The organism is Micromonospora sp. CPCC 206060, assembly GCF_036906895.1.
Classification (GTDB): Bacteria; Actinomycetota; Actinomycetes; order Mycobacteriales; family Micromonosporaceae; genus Micromonospora.
This window is the reverse complement of record NZ_JBAKHU010000019.1, coordinates 1-21266: the sequence shown is the minus strand read 5'-3', so window position 1 is coordinate 21266 and position 21266 is coordinate 1. Positions and strand designations below refer to the sequence as shown.

Below are 21266 nucleotides of genomic sequence, written 5' to 3'. Positions count from 1 at the left end.
GCGCATCCGGATGGTCCGGTCACCCCAGCCCGGAGAGGTAGTGCTCCTGGAGCTCGGCTGCCGTCAGCGCGCGATCATAGATCGCTGTTTCGTCGAGGTCGCCCTGCAACCGCTGGTTGGTGTCGTCGCCCCGGCCGCCAAGCTTGATGCTTGCCGTGCCGCTGCCCGGTGCCACCACCGTTGCGGTGCTGTTGTCGGCGACGCCGTCGAGGTACACGGTCAGTTGCGACCCGTCGAACGTGGCAGCGACATGGTGCCACCTGTTCGGCGTCAGCTGGGTACGGCCGGACACGACGCCGTGTCCCTGGCCGGGAGCGCCGAGCGACCACGCCTGCAGGACACCGCCGCTCACCCTCAGCGCGTACCCGTTCGTCGCCGGCCCGATGTAGCTCTCGATGACCGCTTGCCCCGGTGACGGAGCGAGCACGTCGAGCTTGACCCACGCTTCCAACGTGAACGACCCATTCAGGTTGGTCCGCTGGCTTCGCGGCACCTCGATGTAGCCGGCCGAAAGGTCACCCGCGCCGTCACCGGTGAGCACACCCTCGGCACCCGCACGCGCGCCACCCAGGTAGGTTCCGTGCTGTCCGGCCTCGGAGCTGTCGACAGCAGTCCCGGAACCAACCGCGTCGCCCAGCCTCCAGTAGCCGGCCGGTTTCGCCCCGGCCACCAGATCCGGATAGCTGCCCTCCCCGACCAGGATCGGGAGCGACAGGTTCACCGGTGGCACGCCGTCCTTGTGGAACGTCACCGTGACCTGATGGCGTCCCGGCTCGGTGCCAGCTGGAACAGTCACCTCAACCGGCACGCTCGCTACGATGGTTCGACCGTCCGGCCGAGCGCGGAGAACCTGCGTCGCCGGGCTGATGATCCAGCCATCCGGACCGGTAGCGGTAACGCGTCCAGTCAGCTCCCCCTCGGCGAACACTTCGAGGGCGACCTGGAACCGTTTGGTCTTTCCCGGTGCGATGAGCGAGCCCGGCGGATCGACCGAGACGTTGCCGCTGAGCACGTCGGAGTAGTGCGGGACGATCTCGTAGATGCGCGGCGCACCGCTGTCAGGAGCCCACTGGATCCGTACCGCGCTGGCCGCCACGTCCCCGGCCTGCACCTTGGTGAAGCCTTCAGCGAACTGCCCAAGATTCACCCACGTGCCACCGACGAGGGCCTGGATCATGCCGTCCGCGGGAGCGGTCGCGTCCTGGACAACGGTCACCGCTGACAGCCGGCGCGGCTTGGTGATCGGAACCGTGATCGCATCACCGTCCTGTGGTTTGCCGGCGGCGACATAGGCCGTGTCATCGCGCCGGTCGGTCAGATTGCCGAGCTGCGACCCTTGGGCGGCAGCCGGGACGCCAGTGGGGGTCCCGAGGTCGCCGTACCAGCGGTCACCGATGTAGCTGTCACTCTGGGACGCCGCGAAGCTGAGCAGATTGTCGACCGGACCGGGACTGATCTGGTGCCACGTTCCGTCGAGAATGGCGCGTGCGCGCGCTTGATCCCGTCGCGCCAGCCAGGCGGCTTCGCTGGATCCGCCGTCCTGGGCGCGGAGGATGCGCAGGGCTGCCCGACCCGCCTGGCCCGTCACGCCAACCCGGTCCAGCCAGGGCCCGATCTGCTTGAGTAGGAGCAGGTTGTCGAGCTGTGCCCGTAGCGTGCTGGGCAGTTCCTCGAGGCGACGCAGCTCGCTGTCGAGCTGGTTGAGCTGGGCGTCCACGGGTCGGCCCGCCCGGTAGTCGGCGATGAGGCGGTTGATGAGTGCGGCGAGCTCTGGCCGATCGGTGTTGTCGAGCACGCTGGCCCGGTTGTTCTCGGCGAAGAGCCGCAGCGGTTCGTACGCGTCGCCGCCGAGGATCTGCAGCGTGCGCGTCCATGAGCGTTGCGCGTCGTAGGCTCCGGGGTTCCAGGCGTAGTCGGCCTGCGTACCAAGTGAGATCTGCGAGGCCTCCTGGACGGTGACCAGCTCGTTGAACGAGATGCCGATGGCGTCGTCCGCCATGCCGGCGTCGCGGTTCACCAGTGGGCCCAGCAGCAGTCGGTTGGGGCTGTAGTCGTTGACCGGGTAGTTGTCCCAGATCATGATCCGGTGCTTCGGCCACGCGGCCTGAGCGGCCCGGAAGTCACTCTCGGTGATGCTCTGGGAGACCACTTCCGGGCCCGTCCAGTAGAGGTCGACCTCGGTGCTCAGCAACTCGTCGAAGCGGTTCTTGTACGGTGTCCGCGTCATGCCCCAGTACTCCGTCGGCACGGCCACCAAGCGGGTGGCGCCGGGGCGCTTCTCGATGAGCTCGCGTTGGATGAAGTTGGTGACATCAGCCTGGGCGGCCGCGAGCGGCGACGGATCGCCACGGTAGGCGTCGCGGTCCTCCTGGCACGCAAAGTTGCCCGACACGTCGTCCCAGGCGACGACGTAGCTACGGATCCCGATTTCCCACAACTGCTCGTAGCGGGCCAGCAGCTTGGCCCGATCGGCCTCGCGCACGTGGCAGATCCCCTTGCTGGGGGCCAGCGGCGCCTCCGGCGAGATCCGGTACACGAAGTCGACATGGCGCGACTTCGCCAGGTCGACGATCTCCTTCATTCGGGCCAGCTCTGCCGCGTCGTACAACGAGTCCCAGTTCGTACCGGTGCGCAGGTCGTCCGCCGGTCCGTAGAAGAACTGGTTCATCTTGTGCCGGGCCAGGAACTCGATCTGCGAGCGCCGGTCCTCCTGCGAGAACACCGGTCCGTAGAAGGACTCCATGCCCCCGCGGATCTTGTAACCCGGCCAGTCGCGGATCTCCACGCCGTCGATGGCTACCGGGGAGCGTGCCGGCACGAGCAGCTGGCGAAGTGACTGGACCGCGTAGAAGGTGCCGGCGCCATCCACGCCGGAAAGGACGATTCGCGGTCGCCCGCTCCCATCGAGACCGGCCGCCAGTACGTACCCCTGACTGGAGAGCGACTCCGGACCGTCGACACCGAGCGCGCCCAGCGCATCCGTGCTGGCCGGCGTCTCGCTCGGCCCACCCAGGAAGATCACCGGACGTGGTGACGACAGATCTCCGTCGCGCACCACCCGGGCGGTGACACCGTGCGCGCCAAGCAGCTCCACAAGCAGGTTGCGCGCTGCCGAATCCACGGCCTCACCTGCGACGACGTCGACCTTGTCAGGCAGGACGACGGCTCCCGGACGCGAGTCAATCCGCTGCGGCACCGGAAGGATCTGCGTCGCAGGCACCCGCTCGGGTGCCTGCTGCTCGCCTCGGGCGGGCAGCGCGTTCACCATGCCAACGGCAAGCACAACCGACGTGGCTAATGTGACGGTGCGGTGGTAACCGCGAAACGATTGCGAAAGAAACATGAGACCTCCACTTGTGCCGGTCTAGCTCAGAAACTGTCGCCGGTGTGTGCCGGCTTGGCGTGCGTTGGCGTGGTCACCCCAGGGGCTGACCGGCACCGGGTCCGGACGGTTGGGTGGGCGAGCTGTCCCGGGACGCGGCGGCTGCTCCCCCATGCCGCGACGCGGTGACGAACCGGCAGCGCGGGCTCTGGGCGGCATGCTCGGTCCTCCCCGGTGGGATCGGATGCACTTGTGGTCTATACCAGTAACGAGAATCCACGGCTGACCTGGCCACGTCAACCCCGCACCGATGATCCGCAGGCTCCAGCGGCCGGCCAGCTCCCGTCACCCGAGCCTCGTTGCCACCCGATGCGCCCTTGTCAGGCCCCCCGCGCGATGCTAGCGTCCGCCCGAAATACTGGTCTAGACAAGATCGTGCTTGTAGATGGTTGGCCCAGGAGGCTCGCAACCAGGGAACTCAAAAATCTCCCCGTCGTCGCCGTGGCCACACCAGCGGCAGCCGTCGCTACGGAACCCCAGATCCCGCACCTGCCGCGCAGGCTGAGCGGAGCATCCGCATGCTCCACTTCAACTTCGCTGGCAATGGCTGCGACGGCGAAGATGCCGGTGCGCCTGTCGACGACCCGGTCGAGGAGATCAGCGCCCGGCAGGCGGAAAGAGCGTTGGCTCTAGCCCGGAGCCTGTCGGCGAGCCGGTCCACGCGCTGCCAGCCGCCATCCCGTCGCGGTCCAGAATGTCCCCCACAGCAGGAAGAACGGCGACCACAGCAGCAGATCCCACCGCGCCAGGTCGCGAGCCAGGGCGGCGTGCTCGACGGGCGGGCGGACCTCGGCCAGCAGCAGCGCGTCGCCGACGAAACCGAACCCCAGCACCCCGATCGCCCGGGCGATCATGAAGATCCCCAGCACCCACGCGATCGCGAGCAGCAGCCGACGCGGAACGGCCGCACCCCAGGGGCGGACGGCGGCCAGCGCGACGATGACGCCGACCACGGCGGCACCGGCCAGCACCCAGTGGCTCGCCACGAACAGCGGATCACGTGCCAGCAGCCGCTCGCGTAGCTCCGGGGGGAGCGGATCCTTGTCGGCGAGCGCCTCGGCCCCCAGCGCCTGCGCGAGCTTCATCGATCCGTACGCCGCCGCGCACACCGCCGCCCCGTACGCCGCGCCCCTCGCCCGATCAGCCCGCGACACGTCGCCTCGTCGCCGTCTCGTAGGACCGGATCATCGCCAGAAGCAGCCCGATCACGACGATCCCGAGGACCCCGTGGTACCACTGCCAGCCGATACCGGTGCCGACGAACCCGTCCAGGATCATGATCACGGCACCGCCGCCGACGGCGAGCAGCATCCCGGCCAGCACCAGCAGCATCAATGCCCTCGGCACCCTGCGACCCAGCGGCGTGACCGTGGCGAGGGCGAGGCTCGCGCCCAGCACACCGGTCGCGGTGGCGCACCACTGTGCCGTGGCCGGGTCCATGAAGTAACGCTGGGCTTCCGCAGCCGAGACGGGCGGGCCGCCCGGAAAGCCGAGCCGGGACTGCAGGGCGAAGGCGGCCTTCCCTGCGGCATAACCGAGAAACAGCACTGCCATCACGTACGCTGGCCAGCGACGCGGGTGAGCAGAATCGACCATGATCACGACGGTAGCCGCCGTGCACCGGGCTCCCACTCCCGCAGGGAGGGGAGACCTCTCCCCCGCTGGAGGGAGCACCGGCCCTGGGGGTGCGGCAGCCGCGTCGAGGGGCCATGGGCGTCACCCGCCATCTTTGGAGCACCTCGGAGTCGCGGTCGCTGTACTCCAAGGGCACCTGGTCGTTCAGACCCGCTCCTGCGGTGCGGGCCAGGTCGACGTAGCGGAACAGCTCACCCCACGTCAGGTAGTCGGTTCACCGAGCGACAGCATGAGCCGATTCGCCCAGTTGAAGAACGCCCCGCTCATGATCGCGTCCAGGATCTCAAGTTCGTCGAGACCTGCCTCGCGCAGGAGCACGATCTCGGCCTCGCCGAACCGGACCGGCGTCCGGGTGAGCGCCACGGTCGCGCGGACGATGGCGTTCCACCGCGCGCCGAGATCGGCGTCGACTCCCTCGTCGAGCAGGCGCTGGACCTCCTCTCGGCGCTTGGAGTGGTGGGACGCGAACGCCGAGTGCACCGACGCGCAGTAGACGCAGCCGTTGAGCCTCGACGCCGCCGTCGCCGCCAGTTCGCGGTCGGCGCGCGGCAGGCCGGCCCTGGTGTTGTAGAAGATGTCGAAGTCGGTCTTCGTCCGTTCCCGCAGCGCTGCGGGATCCCGCGCGAGCAGCCGGAAGTACGGATTCTTGGCCCGCGATGCCTGCACCAACGATGCCAGGTGCTCCTCGGTCAACTCGGACTCGTCGAGTGGATGCAGCCACGGATGCCAGCCGAGGACGTCCTGGGTGAACCGCGGCGGCTCGACGATCTCCACCTCGGGGGTGAGTGTCTCGCTCATGACAGGTCTCCTTCGCGGCTCGCACTCAGGGCTTGCAGCCCCTGGACGACGCGGATCTGAAAGGTCAGGAACGCGACGAGCTGCGACAGCGACACGATCCCCGTGGTCGACCACCCGGCGTCGAGTAGCGCCTGTAGCCGGGCGCGGCTCGCGTCCCGTGGGTGGAACACCAGGAGGTGGGTGTGCTCAAGTGCCGCGACCAGCCGCCCGCCCAGTACGTCGACGCTCTCGACGGAGTCGATGACGTACTCGGTTCCGGTTGTGCTCTCGCCCGCGAGTTCGAGCCGGAACTGTCCGTAGGGCCCCTCGGTCGCGCCGCGGCGGCTCTCGACGAGGACGACGTCCGGGAGGGTCGTCGAGCCCTCCCGGCTGTCGAGCAGGCGGTCCGTGTAGAACCGCGTCGCGGCATCGACGCCATGGAGGCAGGCGACGAACGCGGCGACGGCGAAGCGTTCCCGCAGCGTGAACTGCGAGTCGTCGCGCGGCTCGAAGAAGGCCCGGAAGCTGCCCTGAAGATGCTCGCGCGCTTCCGGCCGGTTGTCCCGGATGGCCGAGATGCGATCATCCGGCCGCGAGCCGATGAGATGGTCGACGACGTCGAAGTCTGTGCTGGCCGACACGAGCGGTCCTCTCTGCGGTACGGGGGCTAGGACGGAACGTCGAGACGGGTACCGAGAGCTGCGAGCGCGGCGCGCACCCCTGCGGGGATCGCGTACTCGGGCTCCGGGGCGAAGTGCGGCGTATGGTTCGACGGCATGTCGCCGGGCTCCCGGCCGGGGCGGTAGGCGCCGAACATCCAGAAGACGAGCGGTACGCCGATCGCGTCGGCGAGCCAACCCACGTCCTCGCTGCCGGTCGCCCGCAGGTCGCGCGCGACGTTGTCCGACCCGAAGACCGCATCGAGGGCCACCGCCACCTCGCCGGCCTGCTCGGGCGCGTTGAAGCACCGGGGAAAGCGGCTGATCTCCTCGATCTCCGGCTCGGGCGCGCCGCTCGCGCTCGCCTCGGCGGCGATGATGCGCCGGACGGCGGCGAGTACGGTCTCCCGCGTCTGGGCATCCGGCGTGCGGATGTTGAGCGACAGGGTCGCCTCGTCGGGAATGATGTTCTCCTTGGTGCCGGCATGGAAGGTGCCGACGGTGACCACGGCCGGGGACCCGGGTTCCACCTGCCGGGAGACGACGGTCTGCAGGCGGGTGACGAGGTGGGCACCGAGCACGATCGGGTCGATGGACTCGTGCGGGCGGGCCCCGTGTGCGCCGCGTCCGCGCAGTCGCACGCGCCACGAGTCGCCGAGGTTCATGACGTTCCCGACGCCGATCCGCACCTGGTCGCTCGCCAGGGAGGTCACATGCTGCGCCAGCACCGCCTCGGGACGCGGAGCCTTCTCCCACAGACCGTCGTCGACCATCGCCGCCGCCCCCGCGGCCGTCTCCTCGGCCGGCTGGAAGATCCACACGACGGTGCCGGCCCAGGCGGCCCGGTTCTCGGCCAGCACGCCGGCGGTCGCGAGCGCGACCGTCGTGTGCAGGTCATGGCCGCAGGCATGCATCACCCCGGACACCGATCCGTCCGGCAGCTGGCCCTTGTCGGTGCTCGCGTAGGCCACGCCCGACTCCTCCTGGATCGGGAGCCCGTCGAGGTCCGCGCGGTATGCCACGACGGGGCCTTCCCCGTTGCGCAGGATGCCGACGACGCCCGTACCGCCGCACCGGAACGTCTCGATGCCCAGGTCGGCGAGTCGCGCCTCGACGAACTCGGCGGTCCGGTGCTCCTGTCCGGACAGTTCGGGATGGGCATGCAGGTGGTGATAGACGGACAGCGACGGGGCCAGCCGTCCCCCGCTCCAGAGCCGGCTCAGGGCGGCACCTGCGGGACCCGCCGCCCGCGCCGACCGGTTCACGCCGTCACCGGGGCCGTTGCCTCGAAGGTCTCCGCCAGCTCGTCGAGGACGGCCATGACGCTCGCGTCGATGTCGAGTTCGGCGCCCGCGACGATGTCGTCCAGATGCGACTCGCGCCGGATGCCGCAGATGACGTTGACGGCGTCCGACGACGCGAGGAGGTAGGCGATCGCCAGTGCACCGGGGGTGGTACCCAGGGACGAGGCGGCGGCGGTCAGTCCCTCGACGAGGTCCATGGCCGGTCCGAAGCGGTCACCGAACAGCGGGTCGTCACGCCGGGAGCCTTCGCGCGCCGGCGGCGCGGACCTGGTGAACGCGCCCGTCAGCAGCCCGTTCGCGAGGGGTGAGTAGGCGTGCAGGGACAGTCCCGTCGACGCGCACAGCGGCAGGATGTCGTCGCGTACCCCGCGGGAGAGGAGGCTGTACCTGCGCTGCACGATCTCGATCGCGTCGTGCGCGAGGTAGCTCTCGACGTCCTCCGGAGGACAGTTCGACGCACCGATCGTGAGGATTTTCCCCTCGTCGCGCAGCTCGATGAGCGTCGCGATCGTGTCCTCGATCGGCGTCATGAACGGCGGCATCGCCGGGTTGTGGGTGTAGTAGATGTCGATGCGGTCGGTGCCGAGCCGGCTCAGGCTCTCCTCCACCTCGATCCGGATGGTCCGCGGACTGAGGTTGCGCTTGACGGCGTGCCCGTCCCACGTGAAGCGGTAGCTGCCCTCGTCGTCGCCCCACCACAGCCCGCACTTGGTCGCGATGATGACGTCATCGCGACGACCGCGAATGGCTTCGCCGATCACCTCCTCGCTGTGACCGAATCCATAAACCGGCGCGGTGTCGATGACGTTGATACCACGGTCGAGGGCGGCGCGTACGGCGCGGACCGACACCGCGTCGTCGGCATCCGGGTAGCGGAATCCGCCGCCGATGCCCATGGCGCCGAAGGTGACCACGGACGCCTTCAGCGAGGTCCGGCCGATCGGGCGATACTTCATGCGATGTTCCTCTCGGACTAACTCGATCAACGAGATGGGTCGGCCGGTGTCAGGTCATGTCGAGGCGAAGGACTCCGCCGACGCCGACGTTCTCGGCGGCGTGCTCCTTGATGATGACCACCACCTTGACGGTGTCGCCCCAGTCCTTGGCCTGGACGACATCGTTGAGCACCTTCACCATCCGGCGCTTGAGCTCCACGCTCTTGCCGGGTGCCGTGTACAGGAAGAACGTGATCTCGTAGCCGTCCTTCACCGTGCAGTTCTCGGGTGGCAGCGGCACGAGGTAGACGCTGCGCATGTGCGGGGGCAGCTCGAACGCTGTCCGCGCCGCACGCCCGATTTCGTCGACGAACGTGGGGAGATCGACCTTGTCGAGCGGGAGATCGGTCATGCCGACGACGCTGACCATGGTGTTTTCCCTTCTGGGGGGGGTTGCGGTTCGATGGGCGGGCGAGGACTCAGGGCGTCTTCTTGAGGCCCTTGTAGGTATTCGCGATCCAGGTCTTGTAGTCCGCGGACTGCATGAACGCGATCGCCACGTCGAGCCAGGCGGTGTTCTTGTAGCCCTCCTTGACGACCCAGAGCGTGCCGCCGTAGGTGCCGTAGACCTCCGGCGCCTCCTCGTAGAGGGCCTTTATCGAGGGGTCCTTCATCAGGTAGACTGTGATCGATGGGGCGGTCATCGCGTCCAGGTCGGGGAACGCGGCGGCCTTGCTGCGCGGGTTGACCTCAACCCAGCGGAGGTTCTTCGGGTTGGCGGTGACGTCGAGGATCGTGGGTGCCTCGACGCCCTTCGCGAGTTCGATGAGGCCGTTGGCGGCGAGGAGCTGAAGTTCGCGGGCGCGGTTCGCGGAGTCGTTGGCGATGCCGATGCGCGCGCCGTTCGGGAGAGCGTCGGCCGAGTCGTGCTTGCTCGAGACGAACTGCACGGCCGTGGTCTGCAGCCAGGGGCCGTAGGTGGTGAGCGACGATCCGTTGCTGTCCTTGTAGCTCTTGAGGTAGTTGGCGTTCTGGAAGAAGTTGGCGTCGATGCTGCCGTCCTCGGTGGCCCGATTCATGGCGATGTTGTCGTCGAACACCTGGACCTTCATCGTGTAGCCCTGCTGAGCCAGACGCTCGGCCACGAAGTTCAGGTCGGGCTCCTCGCGGGCCAGTACACCTATCCTGACCGTCTTGCCGTCGCCTCCGGAGTCGGAGCCGGACGAGCAGGCCGCGAGGGACACGGCCAGGGCGGCGACGACGAAGAACGGGATCGCTCTCCTGAGGGGGTTTCTCATGGGGTGCTGCCTTTCGTGCTGGGCAAATGATGGGGCTGGGGTTACCGGAGTTTGCGGTAGAGGGCGTTGCCGCCGAGCTGGATGCCGATCACCATGACGACCAGGATCGCGACGGTGCCGTACATGATCTGGTCGTTGAAGTTCTGGTAGCCGTAGGTCAGGGCGACGGCGCCCAGGCCGCCCGCGCCGATCGTGCCGGCCACCGCGGTGAAGCCGAGCAGCGAGATCACGCCGAGCGTCATCTGCGAGACGACCGCCGGTACCGACTCGGTGACGATGACCCGGAAGGTGATCTGCCGGTCGCTCGCGCCGAAGGACCGGGCCGCCTCGATGAGGCTCGGGTTGACCTCCTTGAAGGCGCTTTCGAGGAGCCGCGCGATCAGCGGGCTGCCCGCGAATGTGATGGCGAAGACCGCCGCCCACACGCCGATCGACGTGCCGAGTACCAGGCGGGTCAGCGGGATGATCGAGATGGCGAGGATGATGAACGGCACCGACCGCAGCATGCTGATGACGGTGCTCACGATCTCGTGGACCGTCCGGTTGGGTCGAAGCCCGTGCGTGTCGGTCGTTACCAGGACCAGCGCGAGCGTGAACCCCACGAGGGTGCACGTGACGAACGAGCCGAGCAGCATGGTGATGGTGTCGAGCAGCCCGGGCAGGATGATCCGCTCGAAGAGCTCGGAAAACTCGTACTGGTACATCAGATCTCCTTCCAGTCGGCCCCGAGAGCGGTCAGGCCTTCGCACACCGCGCGAAGATCGGCGTCGGCCACCTGGAGCAGGAACGATCCCGAGACCCGGTCCCGGTAGCGGTCGAGTCCGCCCCACGAGATCTCGAACGGCACGCCGGTGCGGATGGCGAGCTGCGACAGCAGACTGGTCCCCGCGGCGTCCCGCTGGACGACCCGGACGAGCGAGGTGCCGGGAGCGACCTCCGGGCGACGCCCCGCGTCGCGGATGAAGTCCCCCAGCAGCTCCGGGTTCTCCAGGAAGAAGTGCTCAACGGCCCCCTCCGCGCGCAGGTGCCCGTCGCTGAGCAGGCCCATCCGGGTGCATACGGACTTCATGACCGCCACCTCGTGGGTCACCACGACGATCGTGAGGCCGAGCTCGCCATTGATGCGCTTGAGGAGGTCGAGGACCGCCTCGGTGATGTTCGGATCGAGCGCGGAGGTGGCCTCGTCGCACAGCAGGATCGTCGGATCGTTCACCAGCGCCCGCGCGATGGCGACCCGCTGCTTCTGCCCGCCGCTCAGCTCCCGGGGCAGCGCCTTGAGCTTCTCACCGAGCCCGACCAGATCGAGGAGGTCGCGCACCTTCCGGTCGGCGGCTGCTCTGCGTACGCCCTGGCACTTGAGCGGGAAGTACACGTTGTCGTAGACGTTCTTGCGCTCCATCAGGGAGAACTGCTGGAACACCATGCCGATCCGGCGGCGGAACTGCGGCAGGTCCCGATCGCCGAGGGCGCGTATGTCCGTGCCGTCGATAATGAGGCTGCCGCTGTCGATCTCCTCGAGCCGGTTGATGCACCGCAGCAGCGTGGACTTCCCCGCGCCGCTCACGCCGACCAGACCGAAGATCTCCCTCTGGTCGATTTGCAGATTTATCTCGTCGAGCACGACGTGATCGCCGTAGGACTTTCTCAGGTCGCGGAACTCGATCACCGTCGCTGCGTTTCCTTTCACGCTCGTTTCAACCTCGACACAATCCGGAAAAGGGCTGGCGACAGCGCGCCGGTGTGGTGACCAGCCCCTGGTTGAACCTCGTGCGGCCCATCGTCGCCGACACCGTGTTTCATCCGTGTTTCATCCGTCGAAAATCGGCGACGGGAAGTCAGGCGACGGGAAGTCAACCGCCGGCATAACGGTGGGTTACTCTCGCCGAGAGCGCCCCCGATGCCCCTGAGTTAACCTGACCCAGCCCGCCCTCGACGTTGCCGGAGACCCGATCGCCGCCGGGTCGGCGGCACGCTGCGCGCCGTCGACGGCATCGACCTCACCGACATCGAGGCGGCGGGTCCGGGTCATGACACCAGGGGGCAGCCACGTGGTCCGTCCCGCCAGCGTCGCGCCGCGGCACTGCTCGCGGGTGCCGGATGACCAGCAAGTTCACCATGCCGCAACTCTATTAAACCTAGCGACGAAGTAGGGTATACCTGTGACCCGGTTCATAGACATTCGTCCACTATGGACAACTCGCCCCGCCCGCCCGGTCATCGCGCTCATCGGCGCAGGTCCCCGCGGTGTATCCCTGATCGAGCGGATCGGTGCGAATCTCGCCGACTTCACCGAGATCGACCACCTCGACGTACACGTCATTGACGACACTCAACTCGGTGCGGGTCGAATCTGGCGTACCGACCAAACGCGCCAGATGTGCATGAACACCCTCGCGGGGGCCGTGACACTCTTCACCGATGACACCGTGACGATGGCCGGCCCGGTCGTCCCCGGACCCACGCTGTTCGAGTGGTGCCGGCTCGCACTCGATGCCGCGTACCCGTCGCCGTCGTCGGCGATCCAGGTGGCAGACATCGATCCGGCCCACCGCGCCGCGTTCGCCTCCGCTGCCGTCCGCCCGGGCTTCGTCGATGACTACCGCGACGAGCTTGAGGCGATCACGGTCGCATCCCATCCGAGCCGATCACTCTATGGCGAGTACATCCGCTGGTGCTTCGAGCGGGCACTCCACACCATGCCGGAGCGCGTGACGGTTGCCACCCACCTGGCGCGAGCCGTCGGCATACGCGAGGACGGCGGGCGCCAGCTCATCGAACTCAACACCGGTGAGGTGCTCGCGTGCGATGCCGTCGTGGCCGCGACCGGGTGGATGCCGCGCGACCACACCGACGAGGAGCACGGTTACCTGGCGGTGCTGGCCAGGCATCCCGAGATGATGTGGGTACGTCCCGACAACCCGATCGACCAGGCCCTCGGGGATGTTCCGGACGGGGCAACCGCGATCGTACGCGGGCTCGGGATGGGCTTCTTCGACGCGATGGCGCTGCTGACCATCGGCCGCGGTGGGCGGTTCGTCGACGACTCGCTGACCCGGGCGGGCGTGCGCTACGAACCGTCGGGACGCGAACCGAAAATGTACGTCACCTCCCACCGGGGCGTCCCGTACCGGGCGAAGTCGCTCTACGGCTCACTGCCACCCGCAGCGCCGCAGCGTTACCTGCGGTCGGTCGACTGGTCGACGATCCCACGCCCCATCGACTTCGACCGTCAGCTGTGGCCGCTCATCGTCAAGGACGCATTCGTCGACTACTACGAGACGCTTCACCGCGTGCGCCCCGAAGCGTTCGCCGCCCCGCTGACCACGGTCCTCGCGACGATCGATGCCACCGAAGGCCGGCCGTCGGCGCTCGACGCCGCGATAGCGCCACACGTTCCGGACGCCACGGACCGCTTCGACCTGCCGGCAGCGATGTCGCCGGTCCGCGTAGCGTTCCCCAACCCCGAGACCTTCACCGCCTGGGTCGCCGACTACATGGCCGACGACCTCACCGAGTCGGCAAAGGGACGGGACAGCGCCATCAAGGCCGGGCTGTGGTCGATCAGCGCGGCGCGACAGCTGGCGAACGTCATCGGAACGTTCGGCGGCTTCGACGCCGAGTCGCGCGCAAGCGGCTTCCGTACCCTGCAGGCGTTCGGCGGCATGGTCGGCAGCGGCCCGCCGGCCTTTCGCAGCCGACAGTTGCTGGCCCTCGTGGACGCCGGTCTCGTCAGGTTCATCGGCCCCGCGGCGCACGTCATCGCCGACGACGACCTCGGCCTCTTCCGCGCCGAGTCGCCCGCCGTCGCCGGTTCCGCCGTCACCAGTCCCGTGCTCATCGACGCGTGGATGCACGCACACGACGCCACGGCCAGCGCCGACAGCCTCACCCACTCGCTCGCGGCGGCGGGCCGCATGCGTCCATTCAGCGTCCACGGACGCGACGGGCATCGGTACCCCACCGGCGGATTCGATGTCGACCCCCAGACGGGGCTACTGGTCCATCCCGACGGCACGCGCGACGCCGCGTTCCACGTCGCCGGCATCCCCCTCGACGAGGTGATGGGTGACACGATCATCAGCCCGATGCCGCGCACCGATCCCACGATGCTGCGTGAGACCGACCGCGTGGCCCGTAGCGCCCTGCGGGTGGCGGCCGATGCCGCTACCTCCGTCCGTACGTCGAGAGGAAGCCGCGTTTCGCCGACGTTCAACGGTTGACAACGGCGTCTCCCCCGCTTCCGACGGCGACACCGTGCGGCTCGGCGACGCCGAGCCGGGCACGGCCGGGCAGCGCCGCGTCGGAGCCGGGACAACGCCCCTGGACAACTACAGTTAACAAACCTAATAATTGCACATCCGTCGATACGTCCGGCGGCCCACCCCGTACCGGGAGGACCGGATGCAGCGCACCACCCGTACCTCGTTCCTGGCCGCCCTCGCGGCCCTCGCCACCGCTGCCGCGGCGGCCGTGGCCCTCGCCAGCCCGGCCCTGGCCGCCGGGCCCACCGCCAGCTTCGACAAGACCGCCGACTGGGGCAGCGGCTGGGAGGGCAAGTACACGATCACCAACGGCGGCACCAGCACCATCACCTCCTGGCAGGTCGCCTTCACCCTGCCCATCGGCACCACCCTCGGTTCGTACTGGGACGCCGCCCTCAGCAGCGACGGCCAGCGACACACCTTCACCAACCGGTCCTGGAACGGCACCATCGCCCCCGGGGCCTCGGTGTCGTTCGGGTTCCTGGCCACCGGGTCCGGATCGCCCACCAACTGCACCCCCAACGGCGCCCCGTGCGGCGGCGGTCCGACCACCCCGCCCACCACGACGCCGCCGCCCACCACTCCCCCACCGACCACGCCGCCGCCCACCACTCCCCCGCCGACCACGCCGCCCACCACCGGGCTGCCGAAACATGCGCTGATCGGCTACCTGCACGCCAGCTTCGCCAACGGCTCCGGCTACCTGCGGATGGCCGACGTGCCGGCCGACTGGGACATCGTCAACCTCGCCTTCGGTGAACCCACCTCGGTCACCTCCGGCGACATCCGCTTCCAGCTCTGCCCGGTCACCGAGTGCCCCAACGTGGAGACCGAGGCGGAGTTCGTCGCCGCCATCCGGGCCAGGCAGCAGCAGGGCAAGAAGGTGCTGCTCTCCATCGGCGGCCAGAACGGGCAGGTGCAGCTCACCACGACCGCCGCCCGGGACACCTTCGTCCGGTCCGTGTCCGCGATCATCGACCGGTACGGCCTCGACGGCCTGGACATCGACTTCGAGGGCCACTCCCTCTACCTGAACCCCGGGGACACCGACTTCCGCAACCCGACCACCCCGGTCATCGTCAACCTGATCGCGGCGATCCGCACCCTCAAGCAGCGCTACGGCACGGGCTTCGTCCTCACCATGGCCCCCGAGACGTTCTTCGCGCAGCTCGGCTACCAGTTCTACGGGCCCGGCCCGTGGGGCGGCCAGGACCCGCGGGCCGGGTCGTACCTGCCGGTGATCCACGCCCTGCGGGACATCCTCACCGTGCTGCACGTGCAGGACTACAACTCCGGCCCGATCGTCGGGCTGGACAACCAGTACCACACCATGGGCGGCGCCGACTTCCACATCGCGATGACCGACATGCTGCTCGCCGGGTTCCCCGTCGCCGGGAACACCAGCGCCGTCTTCCCGGCGCTACGCGAGGACCAGGTGGCCTTCGGCGCGCCCTCCTCGACCAGCGCCGGCAACGGGTACGTCGCCCCGGCCGGCGTGCAACAGGCGGTGAACTGCCTGGTCAGCGGCCAGGCTTGCGGCGGGTACACGCCCCGCAGCGGCACCAACCCCAACTTCCGTGGGCTGATGACCTGGTCGATCAACTGGGACCGGTACTACGCCTGGGAGTTCCGGCTCAACCACGGTCCGTTCCTACGGACCCTACCCTGACCCGACGCCGCGGCAACCGGCCACGGGACCGTACGCACACCACGACGGGCCAGCCAGAGCCACCGCTCCCGGCATTACCTGAACAGCGGTCACGGCCTCACCGGCCTCGACCACGATGCCCGGTAGGACCCTGGACGAACTCACCATCATCGCCCAAGCCGACGAGCTGGACCTCGCCTCCGAACGCCGTGACAACAGTCTGCGCCACCCGGTCACCATGTGGATCGTCCGCGACGGCGGCGGCCTTTACCTGCGCTCCACGTCCCTTGGTCCGGTACAGACCCATGAGCTGCACTGGGGCGGTCGGTGGTGGTCCGGCTCCAACTCACGATGCTGGCGACGCTTCGGCCCAGAACGCCGCCAACCCGGCCCGGGTCGGCGCAGTGGAAGGTGATCTGGACGTCGCGGTCCATCTCAGCTGGCCTCCCGCCGGGTCTGCTGGCGGGTGTGCAGGTGGAGGTCGCGGAGCAGGCACACCTCGGCCAGATGATGGATCAGCTCGCGGTGGATGTGCAGCACCAGTGCTGCCAGAGGACGCTCGGCGTACGGTCCCTCCGCCTCCCCACACGGGCGGGCGAGGCCGGCTTCGCCGAGGGACTCGACCCCGGCCAGCCACATGGCGTACTCCGCGTCGAGCTGCGCCAGCGCCGCAGCCGCGGTCGCGGCGTACTCGAACGACTGGTAGTCGGTGGGCGCGCGACCGAAGTGCGCAGCGTTACGCACCGCGAGCACGCCGACGATCACGTGCCCGAGTCGCCAGGCGATCGTCGTGAACGGTGGCGGGTCGGGTACCGGCATCGCGAAGTCGATGGTCATCGAGCCGGACCCGGCCTGCACCGGGGCGCCGCCGGTGCCGCGCGGGCGCACACTCCAGCAGCCGGGCGCCGGCTCCCAGAAGTACTCGTCGTCGGTGAGTCCGTCAAGGCGATCGCGCAGCTGGTTGGTCCAGTGCCAGGCGAGCTGGTCTCGGAGTAGGGGGTTCCAGTTCTGGTCGGTCATGGTTCCAGCCTCCCGCACATAGCGGACAGGATCGTTCCTTGTTCTGTCGAACGATGAGCGCGTGACCGTCGAGGCGCCGTACCGTTATCTCGCCCGGATGCGAGTGCACGCCCGGCCCGACCGGGTGCGGGAGCTGGTGCCGCCCCAGGTGGGGCGCGTCGAGGACGATCGCGACGGGTGGTGCGTGCTCGTCGTCGGCGGGGAGGATCTGGACTGGCTCGCCATGCACGTAGCCCGGCTGGGCTTCGACGCCAAGGTGTTGGAGCCTCCGGAGCTGCGGGAGGCCGCCGCCCTGCTCGCCTGCCGCCTTGCGGCGGTGGCCGGGACCGGCTGACCGGCCGGTCAGTCCTTGCTCGACACCCGTGGACGCAACCGTTTCAGCGAGCCGAGTTGAGCGGCCAAGACCTGTTTCCCGCACGCGGGGATCGTCCCCGCTCCTCGTCGCCGGTGTCCCGGTTGATCGCCTCAGCCTGACAGACAGGGGTCGCCGGTGGGGCGCAAGAGCACGGGTCACTGTGCATAGCGAGCCATTGACAACAACTAGTTCGACCTTCAAGATACCGGTCTAGCCCAGTATTTGGTCGTGCCGCAGACAAACAACGGCCGACCCCGAAGGGAGATCGCCATGCGTATCCCGCCCATCCGCCGCAGCCAGGCCCACGCGACCTTGTTCGCAGTGCTTGCCACCCTCACTCTCGTCGTGCCGGCCGCGCCGGTCGTGGCAGGCCCGAGTGCCGTCACCGCCGTAGCCGAAGGCCCCAGGAAACTCATCGCACAAGGGTTCGCCGACCCGGACGTGGTCCGCATCGGCCAGACCTGGTACGCCTACGCCACCAACGACTTCAGGCACCTCCCGGTAGCCAGCGCGCCCACCATCGACGGGCCGTGGCAGGTCCTCGGTGACGCGATGCCGGGCGGGCCCGGCAGCTGGGCCGTCGCCGGCAGGACCTGGGCTCCCGACGTCCAACCCAACCCTGACGGCAGTCTGACGCTCACCTACACGGCCCACCACGCCGCCTCCGGTCGTCAGTGCATCGGCGTGGCGCTCGCGACTTCGCCGATCGGGGGGTTCGTGCCCTACGGATCGGGTCCGCTCATCTGCCCCCTCAGCCAGGGCGGCGCCATCGACGCGAACACCTTCGTCGCGCGGAACGGAACGCGCTACCTCACCTGGAAGAACGACGGCAACGCCATCAACCAGCCGTCCACGCTCTGGGTCAGCCAGATCACCAACAACGGCACCACCCTGGTCGGTCCGACGACCGCGACGCTGACCGTTCCGGCAGGCCAGATCATCGAGGCGCCGGACCTGGTCCAGCGTGACGACAAGATGGTGCTGTTCTACTCCGGTGGATCCTTCGCCAGCTGCGGCTACTACACGTCGTACGCCACAGCGCCGGCGGTCATCGGCCCCTGGACGGCGGCGCCAAATGCCTTCATGACCCAGGCCAACACGGGACTCTGTGGCCCAGGTGGCGCGGACGTCGTGACCGCCCAGGACGGGCTGGGCGGCGGCGACAAGGTCGTGATGCACGCCGAGGTTGCGGACGGCAGCAGGCACATGTACTCGATCGACCTCAGCTGGGTCAACGGTCTACCGGTTCAGGGCGGAAGCCGGCAGGCCTCGCTCGACGGCAACGGCCTCGCCGAGATCGGGCTGATCCAGACCGACGGGCAGATCAAGGTTTGGCAGAACTACAAGGGTTTCGACGCCATGCCGTTCGGCGCCGCCGCGATCATCGGAGCCTCGTTCACCGACCCCGCCAGAGTGCGGTTCGCCGACCTCGACGACGACGGGAAGGCCGAGCTGATCCAGATCCAGACCGACGGCCAGATCAGGGCCTGGCACAACGACCTCGGCTTCGCTCAGATGCCGTACGGGAACTCGGTCGTCATCGCGGCCGGATTCACCGACCCGGCCCGGGTACGGTTCGCCGACCTCGACGACGACGGGAAGGCCGAGCTGATCCAGATCCAGACCGACGGCCAGATCAGGGCCTGGCACAACGACCTCGGCTTCGCTCAGATGCCGTACGGGAACTCGGTCGTCATCGCGGCCGGATTCACCGACCCGGCCCGGGTACGGTTCGCCGACCTCGACGACGACGGGAAGGCCGAGCTGATCCAGATCCAGACCGACGGCCAGATCAAGGCCTGGCACAACGACCTCGGCTTCGCCGCCTCGCCGTACGGCTACACCGTCATCCTCGCTACCGGCTTCACCGACCCCGCGAGGGTGCGGTTCATGGATCTCAACGACGACGGCCGATCCGAGATCGCCCTGATCCAGACCAACGGCCAGATCAAGGCCTGGCACAACTACAAGGGCTTCGACACCATGCCGTACGGTGCCGCCCAGATCATCGCGATCGACTTCCTCGACCCGGCCCGCACGATCTTCATCTGATCCGGTGAGCCGACGCTGACGTGATCGGGGCCCGCAGTCTCACCGGGGCGGCGGGCCCGCTCACGTGCATCAGGATCTGGTAGCGGTCGCTGCGGTAGGCGGCACAACGGTCACTATCAGGGTCCAAGGTCCCGTCACGGCGGCCAGCGCCGGCGGGCTGGCCCTCTACAGCGACCCGTGGTCCTGGCACCCGGACCCGGATGCGAAGGACACCACTTGACGGGACTTATGCCTCTGTCAGAGCCACCCGGCGTTTCCGCAAGCTTCGCACGGCCCATCGAATGGGTGACGGGCATCGAGAGAAACATGATGCCGCCGGGGCGAGGACGGGAGATCAAGGATGGCAAACGCTGTGGTGGCGGGTACGGCATCAGATCCTGCGTGCGAGGTGACCAGCATCCTGCCGGTGTGGACCGGCGTGTCGGCCACGAGTGAGCGCCGGTGAGCGCCTCGATCACGGCGCCGCACCCGGTCCGATCCCCAGCGATCATCCAGGGCGGGATGGGCGTCGGCGTTTCCAGCTGGCGGCTGGCCCGGGCAGTGGCCCGCACCGGACAACTGGGCGTGGTCTCCGGCGTCGCACTCGACGCCTTACTCGCACGGCGCCTGCAGAAGGGCGACGACGGTGGTCACGTCCGGCGTGCCCTGGCCCAGTTCCCGATCCCCGCGCTGGCCCAGGCGGTGCTGGACCGCTATTTCGTTTCCGGCGGGTTGCCCGACAACCGTCCGATGCGCCCAGTACCGAAACTCGGCCTGCGACCCCAATGCCACGCGCAGCAGCTGACCGTCGTCGCCAACTTCGTCGAAGTCTTTCTTGCCAAGGAAGGCCATGACGGTCTGGTCGGGATCAACTATCTCGAGAAGATCCAGACGGCCACCCCGGCGGCAGTGTACGGAGCCATGCTCGCCGGCGTCGACTACGTCCTGATGGGCGCGGGCCTGCCCACGGAGATCCCCCGCCTGCTGGACGCGCTGGCCGTCCACCAACCCGCCCGGTTGTCCGTGACCGTGCACGGTGCCCTACCGTCCGAAGATCACCACGTCACCCTCAACCCGCAGGAGGTGCTGGGCGAGACGGTGGGTCCGCTGCGTCGGCCCCGGCTGCTCGCTATCGTCTCGTCCGCCACTCTGGCTGTCTACCTCGCCCGCGACGCAACGACCTGCCCGGACGGCTTCGTCCTCGAGGGACCGGTCGCCGGCGGGCACAGCGCCCGGCCGCGGGGCCGGCTCGCCCTCGACGACGACGGCGAGCCGGTGTACGGACCACGCGACCGTATCGACCTGCCAAAAGTCGCCGCGCTGGGCCTGCCGTTCTGGCTGGCCGGCGGGCAGAGCAGCCCGGAGCAGCTGGTCGCGGCCCGGGCTACGGGCGCGGAGGGGATCCAGGTCGGCACGGCGTTCGCGCTGTGCCGCGAATCCGGACTCGACGACGGCCTGAAACAGCGGCTGCTTCGAGAGGCGGCCGAGGAAGCGCTGGTCGTGCGCAACGACGTCCGGGCCTCCCCGACGGGTTTCCCTTTCAAGGTTGTGTCCCTGCCCGGCACCATCGCCGACGAACGGATCTACGCCGACCGGCCACGACTGTGCGACCTGGGCTACCTGCGCACCCCGTTTCGCCGTACCAACGGCACGGTCGGCTACCGCTGCCCCGCAGAACCGGTCGACGAGTACGTGCGCAAAGGCGGAACGGTCGACGACACAGTCAGTAGCCGGTGTCTGTGCAACGGTCTGCTCGCCACGGTCGGCCTGGGCCAGCGGCGCTCCGACGGTTACCTGGAGCCACCGCTGGTGACCCTCGGGCAGGACCTGTCCGTTCTGACTCACCTGACCCGGCAGAGCAAGGACTACGCCGCCGCTGATGTCGTCGGGTACCTACTGAGCCATTCCGCGCAAGGTTCTGACTACTGATAGTGGTCACGTGGTGCGGTCATGGTCGATA

General features: G+C 68.6%; 18 protein-coding genes. 6 read left to right on the top strand and 12 right to left on the bottom strand.

All coding sequences use genetic code 11. The annotated features are described in order from the left end of the window. Positions 1 to 19 precede the first annotated feature (19 nt). The 11 genes from V6U90_RS14705 to V6U90_RS14655 all read right to left on the bottom strand — a co-directional run bounded on the left by V6U90_RS14705 (position 20) and on the right by V6U90_RS14655 (position 11656). A complete protein-coding gene (locus V6U90_RS14705; RefSeq protein ID WP_334435839.1) occupies positions 20 to 3343 on the bottom strand; it encodes a beta-N-acetylglucosaminidase domain-containing protein in 3324 nt (1107 codons plus the stop codon). A gap of 668 nt (positions 3344 to 4011) precedes the next feature. Continuing rightward, entirely contained in the window at positions 4012 to 4536 is a 525-nt protein-coding gene (locus V6U90_RS14700) for a DUF3995 domain-containing protein (protein ID WP_334435836.1), read from the bottom strand. Further along, positions 4523 to 4984, bottom strand: coding sequence for a hypothetical protein (locus tag V6U90_RS14695; RefSeq protein ID WP_334435833.1), 462 nt, complete (start codon positions 4982 to 4984; stop codon positions 4523 to 4525). Before V6U90_RS14695 ends, V6U90_RS14700 begins: the two co-directional genes overlap by 14 nt. A gap of 234 nt (positions 4985 to 5218) precedes the next feature. After that, positions 5219 to 5815, bottom strand: a complete 597-nt coding sequence (locus V6U90_RS14690) for an alkylhydroperoxidase domain protein (RefSeq protein WP_334435831.1) — start codon at positions 5813 to 5815, stop codon at positions 5219 to 5221. Continuing rightward, on the bottom strand, positions 5812 to 6435 hold the full coding sequence (locus V6U90_RS14685; RefSeq protein ID WP_334435829.1) for a CMD domain protein: 624 nt from the start codon (positions 6433 to 6435) through the stop codon (positions 5812 to 5814). Before V6U90_RS14685 ends, V6U90_RS14690 begins: the two co-directional genes overlap by 4 nt. A gap of 26 nt (positions 6436 to 6461) precedes the next feature. Continuing rightward, positions 6462 to 7718 (bottom strand): amidohydrolase, encoded by a 1257-nt coding sequence (locus V6U90_RS14680; protein WP_334435827.1) that lies wholly within the window; start codon positions 7716 to 7718, stop codon positions 6462 to 6464. Continuing rightward, entirely contained in the window at positions 7715 to 8671 is a 957-nt protein-coding gene (locus V6U90_RS14675) for an aldo/keto reductase (protein ID WP_334435825.1), read from the bottom strand. The genes V6U90_RS14680 and V6U90_RS14675 overlap by 4 nt, the downstream gene beginning before the upstream one ends. A 91-nt stretch (positions 8672 to 8762) precedes the next feature. Then, the gene (locus V6U90_RS14670; RefSeq protein WP_334435823.1) at positions 8763 to 9122 is read right to left on the bottom strand and encodes a hypothetical protein; all 360 of its coding nucleotides are present in this window, start codon (positions 9120 to 9122) and stop codon (positions 8763 to 8765) included. Positions 9123 to 9171: 49 nt separating this feature from the next. After that, positions 9172 to 9990 carry a MetQ/NlpA family ABC transporter substrate-binding protein gene (locus V6U90_RS14665; RefSeq protein ID WP_334435821.1) on the bottom strand — a complete coding sequence of 273 codons (819 nt, stop codon included), beginning with the start codon at positions 9988 to 9990 and terminating at the stop codon, positions 9172 to 9174. Between the two features lie 41 nt (positions 9991 to 10031). Next, the gene (locus V6U90_RS14660) at positions 10032 to 10694 is read right to left on the bottom strand and encodes a methionine ABC transporter permease (RefSeq protein ID WP_334435818.1); all 663 of its coding nucleotides are present in this window, start codon (positions 10692 to 10694) and stop codon (positions 10032 to 10034) included. After that, the gene (locus tag V6U90_RS14655; protein ID WP_334435815.1) at positions 10694 to 11656 is read right to left on the bottom strand and encodes a methionine ABC transporter ATP-binding protein; all 963 of its coding nucleotides are present in this window, start codon (positions 11654 to 11656) and stop codon (positions 10694 to 10696) included. The genes V6U90_RS14660 and V6U90_RS14655 overlap by 1 nt, the downstream gene beginning before the upstream one ends. 493 nt (positions 11657 to 12149) lie before the next feature. Between V6U90_RS14655 and V6U90_RS14650 the strand changes: the two genes are divergently transcribed. From V6U90_RS14650 to V6U90_RS14640, 3 genes are all read left to right on the top strand, one after another. Beyond that, complete coding sequence (locus tag V6U90_RS14650) at positions 12150 to 14210, top strand: FAD/NAD(P)-binding protein (RefSeq protein WP_334435813.1); 2061 nt, start codon at positions 12150 to 12152, stop codon at positions 14208 to 14210. A gap of 181 nt (positions 14211 to 14391) precedes the next feature. Then, entirely contained in the window at positions 14392 to 15921 is a 1530-nt protein-coding gene (locus tag V6U90_RS14645) for a chitinase (protein WP_334435811.1), read from the top strand. Positions 15922 to 16036: 115 nt separating this feature from the next. Continuing rightward, positions 16037 to 16315: a DUF2255 family protein gene (locus V6U90_RS14640; protein WP_334435809.1), complete on the top strand. Its 279-nt coding sequence runs from the start codon at positions 16037 to 16039 to the stop codon at positions 16313 to 16315. Between the two features lie 20 nt (positions 16316 to 16335). Here the strand turns inward: V6U90_RS14640 and V6U90_RS14635 are convergent, their stop codons facing one another. Further along, entirely contained in the window at positions 16336 to 16920 is a 585-nt protein-coding gene (locus V6U90_RS14635) for a DinB family protein (RefSeq protein ID WP_334435807.1), read from the bottom strand. A 61-nt stretch (positions 16921 to 16981) separates the two neighbouring features. On the opposite strand from V6U90_RS14635, the gene V6U90_RS14630 reads away from it, so the two are divergent. The 3 genes from V6U90_RS14630 to V6U90_RS14620 all read left to right on the top strand — a co-directional run bounded on the left by V6U90_RS14630 (position 16982) and on the right by V6U90_RS14620 (position 21235). After that, positions 16982 to 17254, top strand: coding sequence for a WYL domain-containing protein (locus V6U90_RS14630; protein ID WP_334435805.1), 273 nt, complete (start codon positions 16982 to 16984; stop codon positions 17252 to 17254). 291 nt (positions 17255 to 17545) lie between these two features. Then, a complete protein-coding gene (locus V6U90_RS14625) occupies positions 17546 to 19327 on the top strand; it encodes a family 43 glycosylhydrolase (RefSeq protein ID WP_334435803.1) in 1782 nt (593 codons plus the stop codon). 501 nt (positions 19328 to 19828) lie between these two features. Then, entirely contained in the window at positions 19829 to 21235 is a 1407-nt protein-coding gene (locus V6U90_RS14620) for a nitronate monooxygenase (RefSeq protein WP_334435987.1), read from the top strand. Positions 21236 to 21266 lie beyond the last annotated feature (31 nt).